The 22,057-nt window shown below is 71.8% G+C and carries 21 protein-coding genes; 10 read left to right on the forward strand and 11 right to left on the reverse strand.

The window, feature by feature from the left end; translation table 11 throughout:
• Complete coding sequence (gene deoC / locus EJC51_RS30440) at positions 1-966, reverse strand: deoxyribose-phosphate aldolase (RefSeq protein ID WP_373559687.1); 966 nt, start codon at positions 964-966, stop codon at positions 1-3.
• A 106-nt stretch (positions 967-1,072) separates the two neighbouring features.
• Here deoC and EJC51_RS30445 point away from each other — a divergent pair, with 106 nt between their 5' ends.
• Complete coding sequence (locus EJC51_RS30445) at positions 1,073-1,723, forward strand: PH domain-containing protein (RefSeq protein WP_244362919.1); 651 nt, start codon at positions 1,073-1,075, stop codon at positions 1,721-1,723.
• A 133-nt stretch (positions 1,724-1,856) separates the two neighbouring features.
• On the forward strand, positions 1,857-3,482 hold the full coding sequence (locus EJC51_RS30450; protein ID WP_126273999.1) for a hypothetical protein: 1,626 nt from the start codon (positions 1,857-1,859) through the stop codon (positions 3,480-3,482).
• A 9-nt stretch (positions 3,483-3,491) separates the two neighbouring features.
• Here the strand turns inward: EJC51_RS30450 and EJC51_RS30455 are convergent, their stop codons facing one another.
• From EJC51_RS30455 to EJC51_RS30470, 4 genes are all read right to left on the reverse strand, one after another.
• The gene (locus EJC51_RS30455) at positions 3,492-4,661 is read right to left on the reverse strand and encodes a hypothetical protein (RefSeq protein WP_399578655.1); all 1,170 of its coding nucleotides are present in this window, start codon (positions 4,659-4,661) and stop codon (positions 3,492-3,494) included.
• Positions 4,662-4,793: 132 nt separating this feature from the next.
• Complete coding sequence (locus tag EJC51_RS30460; RefSeq protein ID WP_126274000.1) at positions 4,794-6,428, reverse strand: phospho-sugar mutase; 1,635 nt, start codon at positions 6,426-6,428, stop codon at positions 4,794-4,796.
• Positions 6,429-6,536: 108 nt separating this feature from the next.
• The gene (locus tag EJC51_RS30465) at positions 6,537-7,361 is read right to left on the reverse strand and encodes a purine-nucleoside phosphorylase (RefSeq protein WP_059192697.1); all 825 of its coding nucleotides are present in this window, start codon (positions 7,359-7,361) and stop codon (positions 6,537-6,539) included.
• Positions 7,362-7,473: 112 nt separating this feature from the next.
• Complete coding sequence (locus tag EJC51_RS30470) at positions 7,474-7,911, reverse strand: gamma-glutamylcyclotransferase family protein (protein ID WP_126274001.1); 438 nt, start codon at positions 7,909-7,911, stop codon at positions 7,474-7,476.
• Positions 7,912-8,007: 96 nt separating this feature from the next.
• Between EJC51_RS30470 and EJC51_RS30475 the strand changes: the two genes are divergently transcribed.
• Both EJC51_RS30475 and EJC51_RS30480 read left to right on the forward strand, forming a co-directional pair.
• A complete protein-coding gene (locus tag EJC51_RS30475; protein WP_126274002.1) occupies positions 8,008-9,456 on the forward strand; it encodes an NAD(P)H-quinone dehydrogenase in 1,449 nt (482 codons plus the stop codon).
• Positions 9,457-9,658: 202 nt separating this feature from the next.
• Positions 9,659-10,591 carry a DeoR/GlpR family DNA-binding transcription regulator gene (locus EJC51_RS30480; RefSeq protein WP_244363472.1) on the forward strand — a complete coding sequence of 311 codons (933 nt, stop codon included), beginning with the start codon at positions 9,659-9,661 and terminating at the stop codon, positions 10,589-10,591.
• 81 nt (positions 10,592-10,672) lie between these two features.
• On the opposite strand, the gene EJC51_RS30485 is transcribed toward EJC51_RS30480, so the two are convergent.
• Positions 10,673-11,215, reverse strand: a complete 543-nt coding sequence (locus tag EJC51_RS30485; RefSeq protein ID WP_126277187.1) for a TetR/AcrR family transcriptional regulator — start codon at positions 11,213-11,215, stop codon at positions 10,673-10,675.
• A gap of 250 nt (positions 11,216-11,465) precedes the next feature.
• Between EJC51_RS30485 and EJC51_RS30490 the strand changes: the two genes are divergently transcribed.
• Together EJC51_RS30490 and EJC51_RS30495 are read left to right on the forward strand one after the other, a co-directional pair.
• Complete coding sequence (locus tag EJC51_RS30490; RefSeq protein ID WP_126274004.1) at positions 11,466-12,455, forward strand: helix-turn-helix transcriptional regulator; 990 nt, start codon at positions 11,466-11,468, stop codon at positions 12,453-12,455.
• Positions 12,456-12,559: 104 nt separating this feature from the next.
• Entirely contained in the window at positions 12,560-13,258 is a 699-nt protein-coding gene (locus EJC51_RS30495) for a hypothetical protein (protein ID WP_126274005.1), read from the forward strand.
• 86 nt (positions 13,259-13,344) lie between these two features.
• Here EJC51_RS30495 and EJC51_RS30500 read toward each other — a convergent pair whose 3' ends face one another.
• Positions 13,345-15,117, reverse strand: coding sequence for an acetyl/propionyl/methylcrotonyl-CoA carboxylase subunit alpha (locus EJC51_RS30500; RefSeq protein ID WP_126274006.1), 1,773 nt, complete (start codon positions 15,115-15,117; stop codon positions 13,345-13,347).
• 363 nt (positions 15,118-15,480) lie between these two features.
• On the opposite strand from EJC51_RS30500, the gene EJC51_RS30505 reads away from it, so the two are divergent.
• Complete coding sequence (locus tag EJC51_RS30505; RefSeq protein WP_126274007.1) at positions 15,481-15,978, forward strand: hypothetical protein; 498 nt, start codon at positions 15,481-15,483, stop codon at positions 15,976-15,978.
• On the opposite strand, the gene EJC51_RS30510 is transcribed toward EJC51_RS30505, so the two are convergent.
• Both EJC51_RS30510 and mmpB read right to left on the reverse strand, forming a co-directional pair.
• Complete coding sequence (locus tag EJC51_RS30510; RefSeq protein WP_126274008.1) at positions 15,947-16,567, reverse strand: Maf family protein; 621 nt, start codon at positions 16,565-16,567, stop codon at positions 15,947-15,949. The two genes, EJC51_RS30505 and EJC51_RS30510, sit on opposite strands and share 32 nt — an antisense overlap.
• 22 nt (positions 16,568-16,589) lie before the next feature.
• Entirely contained in the window at positions 16,590-16,718 is a 129-nt protein-coding gene (gene mmpB / locus EJC51_RS49230) for a morphogenic membrane protein MmpB (protein ID WP_126274009.1), read from the reverse strand.
• A gap of 132 nt (positions 16,719-16,850) precedes the next feature.
• Between mmpB and EJC51_RS30520 the strand changes: the two genes are divergently transcribed.
• Positions 16,851-17,933, forward strand: a complete 1,083-nt coding sequence (locus tag EJC51_RS30520; protein ID WP_126274010.1) for an SGNH/GDSL hydrolase family protein — start codon at positions 16,851-16,853, stop codon at positions 17,931-17,933.
• Here the strand turns inward: EJC51_RS30520 and EJC51_RS30525 are convergent.
• Both EJC51_RS30525 and EJC51_RS30530 read right to left on the reverse strand, forming a co-directional pair.
• Positions 17,930-18,139, reverse strand: coding sequence for an acyl-CoA carboxylase epsilon subunit (locus EJC51_RS30525; RefSeq protein WP_126274011.1), 210 nt, complete (start codon positions 18,137-18,139; stop codon positions 17,930-17,932). The genes EJC51_RS30520 and EJC51_RS30525 overlap by 4 nt on opposite strands.
• Before the next feature lie 8 nt (positions 18,140-18,147).
• On the reverse strand, positions 18,148-19,743 hold the full coding sequence (locus tag EJC51_RS30530) for an acyl-CoA carboxylase subunit beta (protein WP_126274012.1): 1,596 nt from the start codon (positions 19,741-19,743) through the stop codon (positions 18,148-18,150).
• Positions 19,744-19,853: 110 nt separating this feature from the next.
• Between EJC51_RS30530 and EJC51_RS30535 the strand changes: the two genes are divergently transcribed.
• Positions 19,854-20,714 carry a biotin--[acetyl-CoA-carboxylase] ligase gene (locus EJC51_RS30535; protein ID WP_126274013.1) on the forward strand — a complete coding sequence of 287 codons (861 nt, stop codon included), beginning with the start codon at positions 19,854-19,856 and terminating at the stop codon, positions 20,712-20,714.
• Positions 20,715-20,913: 199 nt separating this feature from the next.
• Positions 20,914-22,029 (forward strand): adenylate/guanylate cyclase domain-containing protein, encoded by a 1,116-nt coding sequence (locus EJC51_RS30540; protein WP_126274014.1) that lies wholly within the window; start codon positions 20,914-20,916, stop codon positions 22,027-22,029.
• Positions 22,030-22,057 lie beyond the last annotated feature (28 nt).

Genomic DNA, 22,057 nt, shown 5'->3' on the forward strand with positions numbered 1-22,057 from the left:
TCAGTCCACCGTCACGTAGTCGGGGCCGGAGTAGCGGCCGGTGGCCAGCTTCTGACGCTGCATCAGCAGGTCGTTCAGGAGCGAGGAGGCGCCGAAGCGGAACCAGTGGTTGTCCAGCCAGTCCTCGCCCACGGTCTCGTTGACCAGGACCAGGAACTTGATCGCGTCCTTCGTCGTCCTGATGCCGCCGGCCGGCTTCACGCCGATCTGGACGCCGGTGGCGGCACGGAAGTCCCGTACGGCCTCCAGCATCAACAGGGTGTTGGCGGGGGTGGCGTTGACGGCGACCTTGCCGGTGGACGTCTTGATGAAGTCCGCGCCCGCCAGCATGCCGAGCCAGCTCGCCCGTCGGATGTTGTCGTACGTCGACAGCTCGCCGGTCTCGAAGATGACCTTCAGACGGGACGACGTCCCGCAGGCCTCCTTCACGGCGACGATCTCGTCGTACACCTTCAGGTAGTCGCCCGCGAGGAACGCCCCGCGGTCGATGACCATGTCGATCTCGTCCGCACCGGCCGCGACGGCGTCGCGCACGTCGGCCAGCTTCACGGAGAGGGCGGCGCGGCCCGCCGGGAAGGCGGTGGCGACCGAGGCGACCTTCACGGTCGAGCCCGCGACGGCCTCCTTGGCGGCGGCCACCATGTCGGGATAGACGCAGACGGCCGCGGTCGCGGGGGTCGTCCGGTCGGTCGGGTCGGGGTGGACCGCCTTGGCGCCGAGCGCCCGGACCTTGCCCGGGGTGTCCGCGCCTTCCAGCGTCGTCAGGTCGACCATCGAGATGGCGAGGTCGATGGCGTACGCCTTCGCGGTGGTCTTGATGGAACGGGTGCCGAGGGAGGCGGCGCGCGCCTCCAGGCCGACCGCGTCGACGCCGGGCAGCCCGTGGAGGAAGCGACGCAGCGTGCTGTCGGACGCGGTCACGTCCGTAAGAGCGTGTGCGGGAGATGCAGTGGTGGGCATGGTCACCACACGAGCATATCTACGCGCGTAGCGGCTGTACACCCCCGGATGCTCATCCCGTCGGAGGCCACCGCGTATGAGCGCCGCCGGCCCGTCGGGCAGAATCGGCCCCATGACGACCAAGGACCGGATCTACCGCTCACCCGCGGCCATCGCCGGAGGCGTGCTGCTGCTCGCCATCGCCGTCTGGCTCGGCATCGACGCCCTGGTCCAGGGCTCGGACCGGGTGCCCTGGCTGGCGCTCGCCACGATGATCCTGGTGATCCCGGTGGTCGTCGCCTTCACCCTGCGCCCGGCCGTCTTCGCGGGCCAGGACCGGCTGCGCGTGCGCAACCCGTTCCGCGTGATCGTGCTGCCCTGGAGCCAGGTCGCCGCGTTCCGCTCCAGCTACTCCAACGAGGTCGTCGCCGCCTCCGGCACCAAGTACCAGCTCTGGGCCATCCCGGTGTCCCTGCGCGCCCGCAAGAAGGCGGCACGGCGCACCGCCCGGGCCGAGTCCGGCGCTCGTGGCGGCTCACGTACCCGGGGAATGGGCGGCCTCGGCTTCCCGGGCGCCGGCTCCACCGCTGCCGCCGCGGACGCCGCCGACGGTCCGCTGCGCGCCGAGACCGACAAGGTCATGGACGAGCTGCGCGAGCTGTGGGAGGCACGGGAGAAGGCGGAGAGCGCGCAGGGCGAGGTGTCGGTGCGCTGGGCGTACGAGGTGCTGGCGCCGGCCCTGGCGGGCGCGGTCCTGCTGACGATCCTGCTCGCCACCGGCTGACTCCCGCGGTCCTGCTTGCCGCCGGCTGACCCGCGCCCTTCCCGACCTTCACAGCCGGACCGGTCACGACCTTCACGGCCGGACCGGACCCGAGGACCGCAACCACCGGCGTGGTCCGAACGTCTGGAAGACGATGAGTACGAATCCTGCGCGGCCGTTGCCGCTGCCCGCCTCCGCGATACCGGACGGCTGTCCGTCCTGGGGCGGGGAGCAGGCCCGGCGCTGGACCGACGCGCTGCCTCCGCGCTGGGTGCCGGTGCCGCGCAAGACCGACACCGTGATGGCGGTGGTGGTGCTCGGGATGGGCGCCGCGCTGCTGCCGGTCGCCGTCATGGACGACGTGCCGCTCGTGCTCGCCGCGTTCCTCGGGCTCCAGCCGGTGTGGCTGGTGACCCGGCCCGAGGTCGTCCGGTTCACCGCGCCGACGGCGGTCGTCATGGTCGTGGGACTGGAGCCCTCCTGGCCGCTTCTCCTGGCCTGCGCCGTTCTCGCGGGGCTGTGCGCACGGGCCGCCGAGATCCGGCTCGCCGCCCGGAAGCGGCAGCGCGAGGCAGCCCTCGCTGCGGCCGGGGGCGTCAGCGCGCCGGTGCCGTACGCCGACCGGCCGGTGCCGCGGGGGAAGGGCCTCGCCTGGTTCGGTTCCGTCGTGACGGTGGCCGGGGCCGCGGCGAGCGCCACCTCGGGCCTCTGGGACGACGTCGTCGACCGCGAGGGGATCGGCACCTGCGGCCTCTACCTGGCCGGGCTGGGCCTGACCGTCCTGCTCTCCGCCGCCCTGGGCCGCCGCCGGGCCGTCGCGCTGCGCCGGGAGCCGGTGCCGGTGCTGCGGGTGCTGGTGCGGGAGAACGCGGACGTCGACACGGAGGTCTTCGCCGCCGACGACGTGGGCGCGCTGCGCCCGCTGTTCACGGTCTCGACGCTGGAGCTCGACGACGAGAACGACGAGAACGACGAGGACGAAGAGGACGAAGAGGACGAAGAGGTCGACGAGGAGGAGCTGAACGCCTTCCTCGACCGGCTCGACGACGACGCTCCCGGGCCGCTGCGCGAGGCCGTCCTCTACGGCGCTCCCTACGACGGCGCCGAGGTCGTGCTCCTCACCGCCGACGAGGAGCCGGACGGGCCGCCCGTCGTCGAGTGCTCGACCGGGCCGGTACGACCGGTGTCCGAGGGCGCCGTACGCCGTGCGCTCCGCAAGGAGAAGCGGGCCGTCGTGGCACCCCCGGTCCCGAAGCCGGGTGCCGTACGGCGCTGGCGGGCCGGGTGGCCCGACTGGCTCAGCGCCACGGCCGTCGTGCTGTGGGCCGGGCAGTGGGCGTGGAGCGAGACGGGGGTGTGGCGGTGGGTCCTGGGCGCCGCCCTCGCGCTCTGCGGGGCCTGGCTGCTGACCTACTGCGTCGGCTGGCGCATCACCGCGGACAGCGCAGGGCTGTGGTTCAACGGGGTCCGCCGTACCCAGCACGTCGCGTGGGACCACATCCGGATCGTCCGCTGCAAGGGCAACGAGCTGAAGATCGACAGCCGCCGCGCCACCTTCGCGCAGTGGTCGGCGTTCACACTGCGCTGGCGTTGGCTGGAACGGAGACTCGGCGTCGTCCACCCCTACGAGCGGGTCGCCGCCGAGATCACGGCGATGTGGAAGGACCCGGAGGTCCGGCCGACGGGCGGGATCGACGCACGGGAGCGGGACCGCCGCCTGTGGCCGGTCACGCTGGCACTGCTCCTCGCCTGGACGGCGGTCCTGTACTTGATGCCCTGAGCGGGTCCGCTACGGCGCGCTCGGCCACACCAGCACCATGTACGCCCCCCAGTACGCCGACCCCAGCACCGCCCCCGTCAGCGCCAGCGCGCGGTAGTGGGCGGGGAGGCGGAGGAGGCGGACGGCGAGGGGGAGCAGGAGCGGGAAGGCCGGGAGGAGGAAGCGGGCGCGCGGGAAGTAGACGCCGCCGCTGGTCAGGACGATCGTCAGCAGCACGCCCGTGAACAGGAGCAGGGGGAGCGGCTGACGGTCTCGGAGCGACAGGGCGAACAACGCCGTCGACGCCAGCAGCGTCACCGTCACCAGGACCAGGAACAGCTCGGGCGTCGAGTCCTGGGCCAGCAGCTCCCGGAACCGGCGCAGGGTCTCGCGGCCGCCGTCCACGTCGTTGTGCCACAGCCGCTGTACGGCGAAATAGCCGTCCCAGCGGCCCAGTCGCAGGCCCACCCAGCCGACGTACCCGCACCAGCCGAGCGGGGCCAGGAGGGCGGCCGTGAGGGCGCGTGCCGAGAAGCCGCGGCGCAGGGCGAGCAGGCAGGTCACCGACACCGCGGCGGCGACCGCGACGCCGGTCGGGCGGGTCAGACCGGCGAGGACCGCGAGCCAGGCCGCCGTGAGGGGGCGGTCGGCGAGGAGGGCGTACAGGGCCCACGCGGCGCATGCCGTGAACAGGGACTCCGTGTAGCCCATCCACTGCACGAGCCCCACCGGGAGAGCCGCCCAGAGGGTGGTGAGCAGGATGCCGACGCGGCGGCCGTGCAGACGGTCGCCGACGGCGAAGATCCCCCAGGCCGCGGCGAGCGAGGCGAGGACGGCGATCAGCAGGCCGACGGTGGCACGGCTGCCCGGGGTGACGGCCGCGACCGCCTTCACCAGCACCGGGTAGAGCGGGAAGAAGGCCAGGTTGTTCGCGTCGTACGCGGTGCCCAGCGCGTGCGCGTAGCCGTGGTCGGCGATGCCCAGGTACCACTTCGCGTCCCACTGCGTCGCCAGCACCGGCCAGACGCCATGGCCCTGCCGGTGCGCCCAGAACCCGAGGAACAGCAGGCCGAGGAGGCGTACGGCGACGTAGGCCAGGAGGGCGGGGGCGGCCCGGCGCGGGGTGGGCGCGAGGAGGCGGGTCTGGGGCGCGGTGTCGGGTCGCCGGCTGCCCGGGATGCTGGGGGCGGTCGAGGACACGGGGCGGCTCCGGGGCTCGGGGGACGGTTGTCCGTCCACCGTTTCCCGGGCAGGGGAGCGGGTGTGGGATGCGGGCGCGAAATCACCCGTTGGGGCGCCCCTCGTGGTCCGGGGCGCCCCTGAGCGTGGCGGTCAGATGCCGGCCGCCGCCGACAGGTCCCGCTTGATCGTCTCCAGTACGTCCGTCGCCTTGGCGTGGGCCGCCGGGAGGTCGGCGTGCGTCGCGACCGGGACGACGACCTCCAGGTAGCACTTCAGCTTCGGCTCGGTGCCGCTGGGGCGGACGATGACCCGGGCGCCGTCGAGGGTGTAGCGCAGGCCGTCCGTGGGCGGGAGCCGGTCCGTGCCCCGGGTGAGGTCCTCGGCCTTGGTGATGGCGAGTCCGGCGAGCTCGGTGGGCGGCTGCTCGCGCAGCTGCCGCATGGCGGAGGCGATGACCGACAGATCCTCGACGCGCACGGACAGCTGGTCGGTGGCGTGCAGGCCGTGCTCGACGGCGAGGTCGTCCAGCAGGTCGAGGAGCGTGCGGTTCTCGGACTTGAGGACGGACGCGAGCTCCGTGATCAGGAGCGCCGCCGTGATGCCGTCCTTGTCGCGTACGCCGTCCGGGTCGACGCAGTAGCCGAGGGCCTCCTCGTAGCCGTACCGCAGACCGTCCACGCGGGCGATCCACTTGAAGCCGGTGAGGGTCTCCTCGTACGGCAGTCCGGCCTTCTCGGCGATCCGGCCGAGGAGCGAGGAGGAGACGATCGACTCGGCGAACGTGCCCCGGGCGCCGCGCCGCACGAGGTGGGCGGCGAGCAGGGCGCCGACCTCGTCGCCGCGCAGCATCCGCCAGTCGCCGTGCTCCTTGACGGCGACGGCGCAGCGGTCGGCGTCCGGGTCGTTGGCGATGATCAGGTCCGGGTCCGTCGCACGGGCCGTCGCGAAGGCGAGGTCCATCGCGCCGGGCTCCTCCGGGTTGGGGAAGGCGACGGTCGGGAAGTCCGGGTCGGGGTCGGCCTGCTCGGCGACGAGGACCGGGGCGGGGAAGCCGGCCCGGGCGAACGCCGCGAGGAGGACGTCCTTGCCGACGCCGTGCATCGCCGTGTAGACGGTGCGGGCGGTGCGGGGGGAGTCCGCGGCCAGTACGGCGTCCGTGCGGGCCAGGTAGGCGTCGAGGACGGCGTCGTCGAGGGTCTGCCAGCCGGCGTCCGGGCGGGGGACGTCGTGGAGGCTCGCGATCGCGTCGATCTCCGCCGCGATCTCCGCGTCGGCGGGCGGCACGATCTGGGAGCCGTCGCCGAGGTAGACCTTGTAGCCGTTGTCGCGGGGCGGGTTGTGGCTGGCGGTGACCTCCACGCCGGCGACCGCGCCGAGGTGCCTTATGGCGTACGCGAGGACGGGGGTCGGGAGGGGGCGGGGGAGGACGGCGGCCTTCAGGCCCGCGCCGGTCATCACCGCCGCCGTGTCGCGGGCGAAGTCCGCGGACTTGTGGCGGGCGTCGTAGCCGATGACGACGAGGCCGTCGGTGCTGCCCTGCTTCTTCAGGTACGCGGCGAGGCCGGCCGCGGCGCGGATGACGACGGCGCGGTTCATGCGCATGGGGCCCGCGCCGAGTTCGCCTCGCAGGCCCGCGGTGCCGAACTGGAGGGTGCCGCTGAAGCGGGCGGCGAGCTCGGTGACGTCCCCGGCCTCGATGAGCTTGCCGAGTTCGTCACGGGTCTCGGGGTCGGGGTCCTCGGCGAGCCAGGTGTTGGCGGTGGTGATGAGGTCGTCGTCGTGCACCGGGGTCAGCCTCTCGTCGTGTGTGCGGTGCGGGTGCGTGAGGGTGCTCGCGCCCACGCGTCTCGGCCGACTGAATGGTTCACCTTCCAGCCGACCGAGACGGGGCGGTCAGATGCGGCCGAGCACCTGGGCCAGGAGGGCGCCCATCTGCGTCGCGCTGTCGCGGCCCGCCTGGAGGACCTCCTCGTGGTTGAGGGGCTCGCCCGTCATACCGGCGGCGAGGTTGGTGACCAGGGAAATGCCCAGCACCTCCGCACCCGCCTCGCGCGCGGCGATCGCCTCCAGGACCGTCGACATGCCGACCAGGTCCGCGCCGATGACCCGGGCCATGCGGATCTCCGCCGGGGTCTCGTAGTGCGGGCCGGGGAACTGCGCGTACACGCCCTCTTCGAGGGTCGGGTCGATCTCCTTGCACAGGGCGCGCAGCCGCGGCGAGTACAGGTCCGTCAGGTCGACGAAGTTCGCGCCGACGATCGGGGACGTCGCCGTGAGGTTGATGTGGTCGCTGATCAGGACCGGCTGGCCGGGGCGCATGCCCTCGCGCAGACCGCCGCAGCCGTTGGTGAGGACGATCGTCTTGCAGCCCGCCGCCACCGCCGTACGGACGCCGTGCGCGACCGCCGCCACGCCGCGGCCCTCGTAGTAGTGCGTGCGGCCCAGGAAGACCAGAGCGCGCTTCTCACCGATCTGGTACGAGCGGATCTTGCCGCCGTGGCCCTCGACCGCCGGCGGCGGGAAGCCGGGCAGCTCGGTGACCTGGAACTCGGCGTCGGGGGCGCCGAGGGCGTCCACGGCCGGCGCCCAGCCGGAGCCCATCACGAGGGCGACGTCGTGGGTCTCGGCGCCGGTCAGTTCGCGCAGGCGCGCGGCGGCGGCGTCGGCGGCGGCGTGCGGGTCGCCCTGGATGTCGTCCGGAAGAAGAGATGCGTTCACGCGGATGAGCGTAGCCGGTTCCGGCCTACGCGCGTAGATGACAGAGCGAACGGGATGGCGATCGTTGTCTTGTCGTTTCCAACGAAGGGCGTGACTCCGGTTGCCGCGCGGGTCAGCAGGGGCGCTTGCGCAGTTCCATCACATAGTCGTGCGGCGCGCCCGCCGACTCCGCCGCGTCCGCGATCTCGCCGAGGTAGCGGGCCGAGGGCAGGCCGCCCTCGTAGGCGTCGAGGACGTACACCCAGGCCGACTCCTCGGTGTCGAGGGTGTGCACCCGTACCCGCATCCGGCGGTAGATGCCGAGCCCGACGCCCTCCCAGCGGTCCAGGGACTCCTCGTCCGGCGGGGCGATGTCGTACAGCGCGACGAACACCTGGGCGGTCGGGTCCTCGACGATCGTCGCGAGGGCGCCCTCCCAGCCCATCTGCTCGCCGCCGAAGGTGAGCCGCCAGCCGTTGAGCCAGCCCGTGGCGCGCAGCGGCGAGTGCGGTGCGCGGCGCGTCATCAGCCGGGCGTCGAGATTGCCGGCGTAGGCGGCGTAGAGCGACATGGGGAGAGGGTACGGCAGGTGCATCCGGCGTCTCTCCCGTAACAGTGACGTCTCGGGCGGGGCCCCGGGCAGTAGCACCTTGAAGCGTGCGGGACAATGGAGTACGTGACTCGGATCGTGATCATCGGTGGCGGACCCGGCGGATACGAAGCGGCGCTGGTCGCGGCGCAGCTCGGCGCGGAGGTGACCGTCGTCGACTGCGACGGTCTGGGCGGAGCGTCGGTGCTGACCGACTGCGTGCCGTCGAAGACCCTTATCGCTACGGCCGAGGTGATGACCACCTTCGACTCGTCGTACGAAGAGCTCGGCATCATCGTGGCCGACGACACGCCACCCCTGGAGCAGGCCGCCCGGGTCGTCGGCGTGGACCTCGGCAAGGTCAACCGGCGTGTGAAGCGCCTCGCGCTCGCGCAGTCGCACGACATCACGGCCTCCGTCACGCGGGCCGGCGCCCGGGTCATGCGCGGCCGCGGCCGCCTGGAGGGCATGCAGGCGCTCGACGGCTCCCGCAAGGTGGTCGTCAGCACCGCCGACGGCAGCGAGGAGACCCTCGTCGCCGACGCCGTCCTCATCGCGACCGGCGGCCACCCCCGCGAGGTGCCGGACGCGCTGCCCGACGGCGAGCGCATCTTCAACTGGACGCAGGTCTACGACCTCACCGAGCTGCCGGAAGAGCTCATCGTGGTCGGTTCCGGTGTCACGGGTGCCGAGTTCGCCGGTGCCTACCAGGCCCTCGGGTCCAAGGTCACCCTGGTCTCCTCCCGTGACCGCGTGCTGCCCGGTGAGGACCCCGACGCCGCCGCCGTCCTGGAGGACGTCTTCCGCCGCCGCGGCATGAACGTCATGGCCCGCTCCCGTGCCGCCGCCGCCAAGCGGGTCGGCGACCGCGTCGAGGTCACCCTCTCCGACGGCCGCGTCATCACCGGCACCCACTGCCTCATGGCCGTCGGCGCCATCCCCAACAGCGCGGGCCTCGGTCTGGAGGAGGCCGGCGTCAAGGTGCGCGACTCCGGGCACATCTGGACCGACAAGGTGTCGCGGACGACCGCTCCCGGTGTGTACGCCGCCGGTGACGTGACCGGTGTCTTCGCCCTCGCGTCCGTGGCCGCCATGCAGGGCCGCATCGCCATGTACCACTTCCTGGGCGACGCGGTGGCCCCGCTGAACCTCAAGACCGTCTCCTCCAACGTCTTCACCGACCCGGAGATCGCGACCGTCGGCTACACGCAGGCCGACGTCGACGCGGGCAAGATCGACGCGCGGGTCGTCAAGCTGCCCCTGCTGCGCAACCCGCGCGCCAAGATGCAGGGCATCCGCGACGGCTTCGTCAAGATCTTCTGCCGTCCGGGCACCGGCATCGTGGTCGGCGGTGTGGTCGTCGCGCCGCGCGCCTCGGAACTGATCCATCCGATCTCGATCGCCGTCGACAACAACCTGACCGTCGAACAGATCGCGAACGCGTTCACCGTGTATCCCTCCCTTTCGGGGTCGATCGCGGAGGTGGCCCGGCAGCTCCACACCCGGAAGGAAACCGGCGGGGCCTGACGGCCGAAACCGACTCCCCGCTGGTCACAGGGAGTTGTCGACCATTCGTGCGGCATAGTCGGGTCGATTAGGCCCTATACCACTTCCGACTCTGCCGTGCGAACAACTTCGTTTATTCGGCGCATACTGCTGAAAGCAGACGGTCGTCCGCGTTACTGTCAGTTTCGTGTTCGCTGCAGAACGTCGCCAATTGATCCTCGAAATGGTGCGAGCGAACGGGGCCGTGTCGCTCCGTGAGCTCGCCCGCGTCGTCCAGACCTCCGAAGTGACCGTACGGCGGGACGTGCGCGCACTGGAGGCAGAAGGACTCCTCGACCGCCGGCATGGCGGTGCGGTATTGCCGGGCGGGTTCACGCGGGAGTCCGGCTTTCCGCAGAAGTCACATCTCGCGACCGCCGAGAAGACGGCCATCGCCGACCTCGCCGCGAACTTCGTCGAAGAAGGCGAAGCCATCGTGGTCGGGGCGGGTACGACGACACAGGAGCTGGCCCGCCGGCTCGCTCGCGTACCCGGGCTGACCGTCGTCACCAACTCCCTGCTGGTGGCACAGGCGTTGGCCCATGCCAACCGGGTGGAGGTCGTGATGACCGGCGGCACTCTGCGCGGCTCCAACTACGCGCTGGTGGGCTCCGGTGCCGAGCAGTCCCTCCAGGGGCTGCGGGTCTCCCGGGCCTTCCTGTCCGGCAGCGGCCTCACCGCCGAGCGCGGGCTGTCCACGTCCAACATGCTGTCGGCGTCCGTCGACCGGGCGTTGGTGCAGGCCGCGGCGGAGGTCGTCGTGCTCGCCGATCACACCAAGCTCGGTACGGACACCATGTTCCAGACCGTGCCGACCGATGTGATCACGCGCCTGGTGACGGATGAGCCGCCGGCTCATGACGACCGCGCCGGCACGGAGTTGCAGGCGCTGGCCGACCAGGGCGTGCAGATCGCTGTCGCGGGGGCGTCGGGAAACTCCGGGGTCTCGGGGGCCTCGGGGGGTGATTCCGTCCCCCCGCGCCAAGGGCGCCGTGACGTGGCCCTGCCGGGGCCGCGGCGGGGGCAGGTGCCGGGGGCCGGGTTGAGGACGTTGACGTCCGACGCCGGTCCGGAGCAGCAGCAGCGGGCGCGGGTTGCCGACATGCGGCGGCGTTGAGAGGCGCCCAATCGCCGTAAGGGTTCGTGTTGTTGTGCGGGTGCGGGTACTTCGTGGCTGGTCGCGCAGTTCCCCGCGCCCCTAAGTAAGTCCCCGCAGCGTTAGTTGCAACAGTCTGTCCGCCAAGTGATCGTCTCCCGGTGCTTCCTCCGCCGCCAGTGCGATCGCGTGCGTCAGCTGGAGTAGGTCGGCGATCGCCACGTCCTTCCTTACCGCGCCCGCCTCTTGGGCTCTCGCCAGCAGCGCGCCGCCCGCCTCCCTGATCGGGTCGTTGCAGCGTGCCAGTGCCGATGTGTCGTCGTGGGAGACGGCCATCAACGCCCTTGCCAGCCCCCGGTATTCGCCCGCATGCGTGACGATCTCGCGCAGCCATGTGACCAGCGCCGTGCAGGGGTTCGGGTCGGCCAGCAGTTCGCGGGAGCGTGCCAGCAGGTCCGCCACGGCGTCCTCGAACACCGCGCTCAGCAGGGCGTTGCGGTTGGGGAAGTGGCGGTACAGGGTGCCGATGCCCACGCCCGCGCGTCTCGCCACGTCCTCCAGGGACGCCTCCGCGCCATGGGCGGCGAAGGCCGTGCGGGCCTCGGTGAGGAGGCGTTCGTAGTTGCGGCGGGCGTCGGCGCGCATGGGGCGGGCCGGTGCGGCGGGTGCCGGGGTCTCGCTGTTCCCCGCGGTCTCCCGTGAGATCGCGCTCACCATGGCTCCCACCTGCTCTCTCGCACGCCCCCGTTGTGCCTCCAGGATGCCATCGACAGACGGCCGACCGGGCTTGCCGCGACGCCCTCAGGCCGTACCGTCTTCTCAGGGGTGTCCTTCTCGGGGTTTCCCCGGACATCTCAGGACTTCTCATGGCGAGAGCAGCGCCGGGAGAGAGCGTATGGAGATCGCCGGTGCGGACGCGCGGCGGGTGCTCGGGATCGCGAGCGAGCTGGAAGACGCCGGGTCGGAGTGGGAGTTGCGGGAGCGGGCCCTGGGGGCGCTGATGGAGTTGATCCCGGCCGACGCGGGGCAGGCGTACCGGCTCTCCCACGACGGGAGCGGGGTCTTCGCGCTGTCCGTGCCCGAGGACTCCTTCCACGCCGATCCGATGGTGATCTACGACCATCCGCTGGACCACCCGCTCACCGACATCATGCTGGAGACGCCCACCTCGCAGGCCTGGCGGGTCAGCGACGTCGCCGGGGACCGGCAGTGGCGGCGCACCCACTGCTACAACCTGGACTTCCGGCCCTTCGGGCTGCGCCGGCACCTGGTGGCGACGGCCGGGGCGGGTGGGAGCGCGGTCGAGGGGTACGCGCTGGTGAGGTCCGGCGCCGACTTCAGCGAACGGGAGCGCGATCTGTTCGGCTTCGCCCAGCTCCAACTCGCCGGGGTGGAACAGCGGTTGGGTGAGCGGCAGCGGCTCGTCGCGCTCTCCGCGGCCGCCCTGGGCCTCGCCGCGAGCCATGGGTGGGGCGTGGCCGTGCTCGGCGAGGACGGCCGGGCGGAGCCGCTGAACGCCCTCGCCGCCGAGCTCCTGGCCGTCGTACGGGACGATCCCCGGCTGGGCCGGGAGCAGCCGCTCACCGTCCGGGACGTCGAGGTGCGGCCCGTACCGTCGGCCGGTCCCGGGCTGCCCGTCCTGCTGCTGCTCCGCGACCTCGCCCGGGGGCGGACCCTCGCCCGGGTGTTCGGGGTGACCGAGCAGGAGTACCGGACGCTGCGCCACCTTCACGAGGGCCGTACGGCGACGGAGGCGGCCCGGCGGATGGGGCTGTCGCCGACCACCGTGCGCGGCTACATCGCCTCCCTGCACCGGAAGCTGGAGGCCGGCCACACCGCGGCGCTGCTGCGGCGGGGGCGGGATCTCGGGCTGCTGACCGACTGAGGCCGGCCCCCGCAACCCCCAGAATTGACGTGTGGTCATCAGCCGGGTCCGCTCGGTTCACTGGCGTGAGGCGCTCCGCAAGACGCGACCTCAAGGGGACTCTCATGGCCACGACGTCGTCACACCCGCCCACCACCACCGAGACGGCGCCCGCCGGGACCGCGCGGCGGCTCGCGGGGCTCGCTGCCGTGCTGGGGCCGCTGCTGCTCGCGGCGGCGTTCCTGATCAGCCCGTACGACACCAACGCCGACGCCGACGAGATCGCCCGGGTCATCGCCGCCCACCAGGGCGCCACGGAGGCGTCCGTGTGGCTGTGGACGGTCGGGACCGTCGTCCTCGCCCCGGGTCTGATCGCCGTCGGACTGCTGGCCACCGCGCGGTCCGCCAAGCTCGGCCTGTGGGGCTCGGTCCTCTTCGGCACCGGGCTGCTCGCGATCACCGCGACCCCGTCGCTCGACGCCGTCGCCCTCGGCGCGCTCGACAAGGGCGTCGACGTCGACACCCTGGCGAAGGTCGCGCAGGGCACCAACGACCTGGTCGTCGTGGGCGTGCCCATCCTCTACTTCGTCGCCGCCCACGTCATCGGGGCGATCCTGCTGGGCGTCGCGCTGCTGCGCAGCCGGACCGTGCCGGTGTGGGCCGCCTGGCTGCTGATCCTGTCCATGCCGTTCAACGTCGCCGGCTACGCGGGCGGCATCGAACCGGTGACCGTCCTGTCGTTCGTGATGCTCGCCGTGCCCTTCGGCTACGCGGCCCTCGCCTTCGTCCGGCACGGCACGGGATGGGTCCGCAGCACCTCGTAGACCATCGCCTCGGGGGAAACACGGAGCGCCCGGCGGACTGACTGCTCCAGTCCGCCGGGCGCCCCGGGATGTCGTACGGGACCTGCTCAGTCCTTGATCTCGCAGATCGCCGCGCCGGACGTGATCGACGCGCCGACGTCCGCGGACAGGCCCTTGATGGTGCCGGACTTGTGCGCGTTGAGGGGCTGCTCCATCTTCATGGCCTCCAGGACGACGACCAGGTCGCCCTCCTTGACCTCCTGGCCCTCCTCGACCGCGATCTTGACGATCGTGCCCTGCATCGGGGAGGCGAGGGTGTCACCGGAGGCGACGGGGCCGGACTTCTTGGCCGCGCGGCGCTTGGGCTTGGCGCCCGCCGCGAGGCCGGTGCGGGCCAGCGACATGCCGAGCGAGACCGGGAGGGAGACCTCCAGGCGCTTGCCGCCGACCTCGACGACGACCGTCTCGCGGCCCGGCTCCTCGTCCGTCTCCGCGTCGGCGGGGGCGGCGAAGGGCTTGATCTCGTTGACGAACTCGGTCTCGATCCAGCGGGTGTGGACCGTGAACGGGTCGGCGGAGCCGGTGAGTTCGGGGGCGAACGCCGGGTCCTTGACGACCGCGCGGTGGAACGGGATGGCCGTCGCCATGCCCTCGACCTGGAACTCCTCCAGGGCGCGGGCGGCCCGCTGGAGCGCCTGCTCGCGGGTGGCGCCGGTGACGATCAGCTTGGCCAGCAGGGAGTCCCAGGCCGGGCCGATGACGCTGCCGGACTCGACGCCCGCGTCCAGGCGGACGCCCGGGCCGGTCGGCGGGGCGAAGGTGGTGACGGTGCCGGGGGCCGGCAGGAAGTTGCGGCCCGGGTCCTCGCCGTTGATGCGGAACTCGAAGGAGTGGCCGCGCAGCTCCGGGTCGCCGTAGCCGAGCTCCTCGCCGTCGGCGATGCGGAACATCTCGCGCACCAGGTCGATGCCGGCGACCTCCTCGGTGACCGGGTGCTCCACCTGGAGACGGGTGTTGACCTCCAGGAAGGAGATCGTGCCGTCGAGGCCGACCAGGAACTCGACGGTGCCGGCGCCGACGTACCCGGCCTCCTTGAGGATGGCCTTCGACGACGCGTACAGCTCGGCGACCTGCTCGTCGGAGAGGAACGGCGCGGGGGCCTCCTCGACCAGCTTCTGGTGGCGGCGCTGGAGCGAGCAGTCACGGGTGGACACGACGACCACGTTGCCGTGGGTGTCGGCCAGGCACTGGGTCTCCACGTGCCGCGGCTTGTCCAGGTAGCGCTCGACGAAGCACTCGCCCCGGCCGAACGCGGCCACGGCCTCACGGACCGCGGACTCGTACAGCTCCGGGACCTCTTCCAGGGTCCGGGCGACCTTCAGACCACGGCCACCGCCACCGAAGGCGGCCTTGATGGCGATCGGCAGGCCGTGCTCCTCGGCGAACGCCACGACCTCGTCGGCCCCGGAGACCGGGTCCGGCGTGCCGGCGACCAGCGGCGCGCCGGCGCGCTGGGCGATGTGCCGGGCGGCGACCTTGTCACCGAGGTCGCGGATGGCCTGCGGCGGCGGGCCGATCCAGATCAGGCCCGCGTCCAGGACCGCCTGTGCGAACTCGGCGTTCTCGGACAGGAAGCCGTAGCCGGGGTGGACGGCGTCGGCCCCCGACTCCCGGGCCGCGTTCAGGATCTTGTCGATGACCAGGTAGCTGGTGGCCGGGGTGTCACCGCCCAGGGCGAACGCCTCATCCGCGGCGCGGACATGCAGAGCGTCCCGGTCCGGGTCGGCGTAGACGGCCACGCTCGCGATACCGGCATCCCGGCAGGCCCGGGCCACGCGGACAGCGATTTCGCCACGGTTGGCGATGAGCACCTTGCGCACGATTGAGGCTCCCTCCTTGAAACAAGCCGAGTTTAGGGACTGCCGACACGGCAGTTCGACCCGTCCCCAATGGTGAGCTTGCCCACACGGAGCGTGATTCGAGGATCGCTGGATCCGCGAAATCCCTTGTCACGCTTCGGTACGCAGGACTCCTCCGGAAAACCCTAGCCCGCCCCTGTGGTCAAGGTCTCTGTCATCACGTGCTGCGGGCCACTCGGATTCTTTGTGGAGTCCCTACGAATGGCCCAATGATTCTTTGCCGTTCGCAGAACCCTTGTCCCTGGGTTTACCCGTTAGTAGCGTTCGCGTGTATCGAACGTACTTGGGGTAACCAGGGCTCGGCTTGAGAGTGGGTGGGGACCGGTGGTGCGCAGGCCGGTGGCGTGGATCGTGGCGATCGTCCTCTTCTTGGAGGCGTTCGGGATCGCGGCGGTCAACTGGTTCCTCGGGGTGGTCGTCGACCGTCAGGACATGTCCCTGGCCGGCCTCGACCCCGGCATGATGTCGACGTCCTCGAAGATCGGCGGGATCGTCTTCGGGCTCTACTTCGCCTTCTGCGGCCTGGTGGCGCTGCTGGTCGCCCTGCGCGACCGCGCCCCGGCCGGCTTCGGCCGCATCCTGCTGATCAGCGCGGCCGTGGTGCACGCGCTGCTGGGCGCGTTCGCGTGGGGCCTGCTGGGCCCGGCCGAGTTCGTGTTCATGGTGGTCGTGCTGGCGCTGATAGTGCTGCTCCTGATGACGTACGACAGTCCTCAGGAGCCCGCCGACGCCGCCCCCGGCGACCAGGGGGACGGCGGCCCGGCCAAGGAGGGCAACGGCACCGGGCCGGTCACGTCGCCGCCGGCGCCCACAACTCCGTGATCCCGACGCCCAGTTCGGCCAGCAGCTTCCGTACGAGGGGCAGGCTGATGCCGATCACGTTGCCGTGGTCGCCGTCGATGCCGTCGATGAACGGGGCGCTGCGGCCGTCGAGGGTGAACGCCCCGGCGACGTAGAGGGGTTCGCCGGAGGCGACGTACGCGGCGACCTCCTCGTCGGTCGGCTCGCCGAAGCGGACGACGGTCGAGGCGACGGCCGAGGCGTACCGGCCGGAGACGGTGTCGTAGACGCAGTGGCCGGTCTGGAGCGTGCCCGCGCGTCCGCGCATGGCCTTCCAGCGGGCGGTGGCCTCCTCGGCGTCCGCGGGCTTGCCGAGCGCCTGGCCGTCGAGGTCGAGCACGGAGTCGCAGCCGATCACGAGCGCACCCTTGACCTCGGGCTTCGCCGACACCACGGAGGCCTTCGCCTCGGCGAGCGCGAGCGCCAGCTCGGCGGGGGTGGGGGCGGTGACGGCGTCCTCGTCGACGCCGCTCACGATCACCTCGGGGGCCAGTCCGGCCTGCCGCAGCAGATTCAGCCGGGCGGGGGACTGGGAGGCGAGGACGAGTCGGCGGCGCGGCTGATCAGTCATGCGGTCAGGGTATCGGCGCCCGTCACTTCACGCCGAGCACGATCATCGCCAGCACCATGGCCAACGCCAGGAACAGGCCCAGTCTGCGCAACATCTCCTGCATGTCGCGCAGTTCCTTGGGCGGTTCGTTCTCGGGGTCGGACCAGAGCATGCGTCCAGCGTGCGGGGGCGGGGCGGGGCGGCGCCTGAGTACGCGTACTCAACTTCACCAAAAGGGTCTGAGGTTCCGTTAGTGTGTCTCTCACTAAAGGAACTCTGGTCCCGTTTGGAAGGTCGTGCTGCCATGTTCACCACTGTCTGGGCCGCCTCGCCCCAGCCGCCGAGCGAGGGGTTCACCCCCAACTGGTCGAGGGAGGGCTTCTGGCGCCAGTCGCTGCGGCAGGTCGTCCCGCTGACCGGGGGCGGGGAACGGGTGCGGATACGGCTGTCGAACGCGTACGGCACCTCGCCCGTGCGGGTCGCCGAGGCCGCCGTGGACGGACGGCGGCTGAGCTTCGGGGGCCGGCGCGGGGTGGAGATCCCGGCGCGCGGGGAGGTCGTCAGCGATCCGGCCCGACTCGCCGTCGCGGCGGGGGAGTCGGTAGCGGTCACGCTCTACTTCGAGGCGGCGACCGGCCCGGCGACGTTCCACGCGCAGGCCTTCGCGCCCAGCCTGCGCGGGGAGGGGGACCTGCTGGAGTCCGCCGAGGGCTTCGACGCGGTGTCGGAGTCCTGGTACTTCCTCAGCGCGGTGGAGGTGGCTGCCGGGCGCGGCGACGGGGTGGTGCTCTTCGGTGACTCCCTCACCGACGGCTTCGGGTCCACGGTCGGCGCCGACCGGCGGTGGTCGGACGCCCTGGCCCGGCTGACCGGGCGGCCCGTGCTCAACGCCGGGATCGGCGGGAACCTGCTGCTCAACGACTCCGCGTGGTACGGGGAGAGGGGGGTTCGGAGGTTCGGGCGGGACGTGCTCGGTCAGGCCGGGGTGGACACGGTCGTCGTGCTGCTGGGGCTGAACGACATCGGGTTCAGCGAGACGGACGAGCAGCCCACGTACAAGCCGGCGCCGGTGGTGGAGGCGGAGGAACTCATCGCCGGGTACCGGGAGTTGATACGGCAGGCGGGCAGCCTCAAGGTCGTGGGCTGCACGCTGCTGCCGTTCGGGGGCTCGGACCACTGGGGGGAGCATGCGGCCAAGGTGAGCCACGAGGTGAACGAGTGGATCAGGGGTGCGGGTGAGTTCGACGCGGTGGTCGATCTGCACCGGGTCATGGCCGGTCCGGGGGACCCGGACCGGCTGCACCCCGCGTACGACTTCGGCGATCACCTGCACCCGAACGATCTCGGGTACGAGGTGATGGCCGACGCGCTGGCCGCTGTTCTCTAACCGGGCCAGTACGTACGTGCCCACGTGGCCGGGCCCGGTTGCGGCAGCCTGCGGGTGGCGATGCGGGACGGGTCCGACCACCCGTCCCGCTGCTGGGGGGCGCCGGGCGGTGTTTCCGCTGCCGCCGCGGCGCGGGCTCGGACCACCGCCAGGGCGGCGGCGAGCTCCTCGGGGGTGGGGTTGCCCCGTACGACCTTGATCGTCATGGCGACTCCTAGAGGGGGATGTTGCCGTGCTTCTTCGGGGGCAGGGACTCCCGCTTGGTGCGCAGCTGGCGCAGGCCGCGGACGATGTGGTGGCGGGTGTCCGACGGCATCACGACGGAGTCGATGTAGCCGCGCTCGGCCGCGACGTAGGGGTTGAGGAGGGTGTCCTCGTACTCCCGGATCAGCCGGGCGCGCACCGCCTCCAGGTCCTCCCCGTTGGCCTCGGCCTCGGCGAGGGTGCGGCGGTGCAGGATGTTGACCGCGCCCTGGGCGCCCATGACGGCGATCTGGGCGGTCGGCCAGGCGAGGTTGAGGTCGGCGCCGAGGTGCTTGGAGCCCATGACGTCGTAGGCGCCGCCGAAGGCCTTGCGGGTGATGACGGTGATGAGCGGGACCGTCGCCTCGGCGTAGGCGTAGATCAGCTTGGCGCCGCGGCGGATGATGCCGTCGTGCTCCTGGTCGACGCCGGGCAGGAAGCCGGGGACGTCGACGAAGGTGATGACGGGGATGTTGAAGGCGTCGCAGGTCCGCACGAAGCGCGCGGCCTTCTCACTGGCCTGGATGTCGAGGCAACCCGCGAACTGCATCGGCTGGTTGGCGACGATGCCGACCGGGCGGCCCTCCACCCGCCCGTAGCCGGTGAGGATGTTCGGGGCGAACAGCGGCTGCGTCTCGAAGAACTCGGCGTCGTCCAGGACGTGTTCGATCACCGTGTGCATGTCGTACGGCTGGTTCGCGCTGTCCGGGACGAGCGTGTCCAGCTCCAGGTCCTCGGCGGTGACGGTGAGGTCCGCCTCCTCCGGGTAGACCGGCGGCTCGGAGAGGTTGTTGGACGGCAGGTACGACAGCAGCTGCTTGACGTACTCGACGGCGTCCTTCTCGTCGCCGGCCATGTGGTGGGCCACGCCGGAGACGGAGTTGTGGGTGCGGGCGCCGCCCAGCTCCTCGAAGCCGACGTCCTCACCGGTGACGGTCTTGATGACGTCCGGGCCGGTGATGAACATGTGCGAGGTCTGGTCGACCATGACGGTGAAGTCGGTGATCGCCGGGGAATACACCGCGCCGCCCGCACAGGGGCCCACGACCAGCGAGATCTGCGGGATGACACCGCTCGCGTGGGTGTTGCGGCGGAAGATCTCGCCGTAGGCGCCCAGGGAGGCGACACCCTCCTGGATGCGGGCGCCGCCGGAGTCGTTGATGCCGATGACCGGACAGCCGGTCTTCAGCGCGAAGTCCATGACCTTGACGATCTTCTGGCCGTAGACCTCGCCGAGGGCGCCGCCGAAGACGGTGAAGTCCTGCGAGAACACGGCGACCGGGCGGCCGTCGACGGTGCCGTACCCGGTGACGACCCCGTCCCCGTACGGGCGGTTGTTCTCCAGCCCGAAGTTGGTGGACCGGTGCCGGGCGAACTCGTCCAGCTCGACGAACGACCCCTCGTCGAGCAGCAGCTCGATCCGCTCACGGGCCGTCAACTTGCCCTTGGCGTGCTGCTTCTCCACGGCACGTGCGGAGCCGGCGTGCGTCGCCTCGTCGATGCGGCGCTGAAGGTCCGCGAGCTTGCCCGCGGTGGTGTGGATGTCGATCTCTTCCGGCTCGGCCATCGGGTCGCGGCTCCCTGCCTGCTCAAAAGGGGGGACGGTTACTCATCCGTAGAGTAGTGGCGGGCCTACCAATCAGCAGTGCGGCGTAGGACACACCTAGGGTGGCTTGCATGACGCCGCGAGATGCTTCAGACGACAACCGCTGGTCGAACCTGGACCGGCCGCCGCTCAACGGGGCCGCGCTGCGGCGTGGGCTGGTGCGGGACGGCGGGTTGTACTGCGATGTGGAGGTCGTCCAGCGCACCGGGTCGACGAACAACGATCTGGTGGGTCTGGCCGTCAAGGGGGACGCCGAGGAGGGCGCGGTCCTCGTCGCCGAGGAGCAGACCGCCGGCCGGGGACGCCTCGACCGTCAGTGGACGGCACCGGCCCGCTCCGGGCTGTTCTTCTCCGTCCTGCTGAAGCCGGCCGGGGTGCCGGTGGCCCGCTGGGGCTGGCTGCCGCTGCTGACGGGCGTGGCGGTCGCCACGGGCCTTTCCCGGGCCGCGGGCGTGGACACGGCACTCAAGTGGCCCAACGACCTGCTGGTGACCGTGGCCGGCGAGGAACGCAAGACCGGCGGGATTCTCGCCGAGCGGGCCGGGGAGGACGGGGTCGTCGTCGGGGTCGGCATCAACGTCACCCTGCGCGAGGACGAGCTGCCGGTGCCGATGGCCGGTTCGCTGGCGCTGGCCGGGGCGGTCACGACCGACCGGGACCCGTTGCTGCGGGCGGTGCTGCGGTCGCTGGAGGAGTGGTACGGGCGCTGGCAGCGGGCCGGGGGCGATCCGGCGGTCAGTGGGCTCCAGGAGACGTACGCGGCGGGGTGCGCGACGCTGGGGAGAACGGTGCGGGCGGAGTTGCCGGGCGACCGTTCGATCACGGGGGAGGCGGTGGCGATCGATGGCGACGGGCGCTTGGTGATCGCGACGGAGGAGGGCGTGCAGGAACCGGTGGGAGCGGGAGACATCGTCCACTTGCGACCGGCGTGAGTGGATTGGCCTCAGGGGCGCCGGGCTGTATCGATGTGCGGCTCCGCCGCGCGGGCGCGACAGGCCACGGAGCCCCGCAGCCGAGGACGACGACCCACCACCCCTCTCTGTCGGCTCCACGGGAGTGAGCTACCGCACACCTGCCGTAAAGTGAAGGCCGGTCGATACCTGACCGTGACAGATCGGAAGGGCAGCACGCGTGACCGTCGACGACACGGGTTCCGGCGCGGACTCGAACGGCGCCGACCCCGGAGGGGCCCCGCACCCGCTCGCCGTGCGTCTCGAAGCGCTGATCCTCGGTGCCGAGCGCCGCTACACGCCCTTTCAGGCGGCCCGTACCGCCGGTGTCTCCATGGAGCTGGCCACCCGCTTCTGGCGGGCCATGGGCTTCGCCGACGTCGGCCAGGCCAAGGCCTTCACCGAGGCGGACGTCCTCGCCCTGCGGCGCCTCGCCGGTCTCGTCGAGGCCGGGCTGCTCAGCGAGGCCATGGCCGTGCAGGTCGCCCGGTCCACCGGACAGACCACCGCCCGCCTCGCCGAGTGGCAGATCGACTCGTTCCTGGAGGGGCTGACCGAGCCGCCCGAGCCCGGTATGACCCGTACCGAGGTGACGTACCCGATCATCGAGCTGCTCCTGCCCGAGCTGGAGGAGTTCCTCGTCTACGTCTGGCGCCGCCAGCTGGCCGCCTCCGCCGGCCGGGTCGTGCAGGCCGCCGACGACGAGGAGATGGTCGACCGGCGCCTCGCCGTCGGCTTCGCCGACCTCGTCGGGTTCACGCGGCTCACCCGGCGCATGGAGGAGGAGGAGCTCGGCGAGCTCGTCGAGGCCTTCGAGACCACCGCCGCCGACCTGGTCGCCGCGCACGGCGGGCGCCTCATCAAGACCCTCGGCGACGAGGTGCTCTACGCCGCCGACGACGCCGGTGTCGCCGCGGAGATCGCGCTGCGCCTCATCGAGACCATGGCGAACGACGAGACCATGCCCGAGCTGCGGGTCGGCATCGCCTTCGGCACGGTCACCACCCGGATGGGCGATGTCTTCGGCACGACCGTCAATCTGGCCTCCCGGCTCACGTCCATAGCCCCCCGGGACGCCGTCCTCGTCGACAGCGACTTCGCCCAGGAACTGATCCGTACCGCCGAGGCGCCCGCGTCCGAGGCGGAGGCGGCGGAGGCCGCGGCCGCGGCGGAGAAGGAGGGCGAGGAGCCGCCGACGTATCGCTTCGCGCTTCAGCCGATGTGGCAGCGGCCGGTGCGAGGGCTTGGGGTGGTGGAGCCCTGGTTGCTCACTCGGCGGAGTGAGCCGAGCGCCTGAGGGTGTGCCGGGTGGGGTTGCCGGGCGG

The organism is Streptomyces aquilus (assembly GCF_003955715.1).
GTDB lineage: Bacteria > Actinomycetota > Actinomycetes > Streptomycetales > Streptomycetaceae > Streptomyces > Streptomyces aquilus.

Coding starts and splice junctions, on each gene's coding strand:
- EJC51_RS30445 (WP_244362919.1), top strand. CDS start 1,073: ATGACGACCAAGGACCGGATCTACCGCTCACCCGCGGCCATCGCCGGA.
- EJC51_RS30450 (WP_126273999.1), top strand. CDS start 1,857: ATGAGTACGAATCCTGCGCGGCCGTTGCCGCTGCCCGCCTCCGCGATA.
- EJC51_RS30470 (WP_126274001.1), bottom strand. CDS start 7,911: ATGTCGCTCTACGCCGCCTACGCCGGCAATCTCGACGCCCGGCTGATG.
- EJC51_RS30475 (WP_126274002.1), top strand. CDS start 8,008: ATGGAGTACGTGACTCGGATCGTGATCATCGGTGGCGGACCCGGCGGA.
- EJC51_RS30480 (WP_244363472.1), top strand. CDS start 9,659: ATGGTGCGAGCGAACGGGGCCGTGTCGCTCCGTGAGCTCGCCCGCGTC.
- EJC51_RS30485 (WP_126277187.1), bottom strand. CDS start 11,215: ATGCGCGCCGACGCCCGCCGCAACTACGAACGCCTCCTCACCGAGGCC.
- EJC51_RS30490 (WP_126274004.1), top strand. CDS start 11,466: ATGGAGATCGCCGGTGCGGACGCGCGGCGGGTGCTCGGGATCGCGAGC.
- EJC51_RS30495 (WP_126274005.1), top strand. CDS start 12,560: ATGGCCACGACGTCGTCACACCCGCCCACCACCACCGAGACGGCGCCC.
- EJC51_RS30510 (WP_126274008.1), bottom strand. CDS start 16,567: ATGACTGATCAGCCGCGCCGCCGACTCGTCCTCGCCTCCCAGTCCCCC.
- mmpB (WP_126274009.1), bottom strand. CDS start 16,718: ATGCTCTGGTCCGACCCCGAGAACGAACCGCCCAAGGAACTGCGCGAC.
- EJC51_RS30520 (WP_126274010.1), top strand. CDS start 16,851: ATGTTCACCACTGTCTGGGCCGCCTCGCCCCAGCCGCCGAGCGAGGGG.
- EJC51_RS30525 (WP_126274011.1), bottom strand. CDS start 18,139: ATGACGATCAAGGTCGTACGGGGCAACCCCACCCCCGAGGAGCTCGCC.
- EJC51_RS30530 (WP_126274012.1), bottom strand. CDS start 19,743: ATGGCCGAGCCGGAAGAGATCGACATCCACACCACCGCGGGCAAGCTC.
- EJC51_RS30535 (WP_126274013.1), top strand. CDS start 19,854: ATGACGCCGCGAGATGCTTCAGACGACAACCGCTGGTCGAACCTGGAC.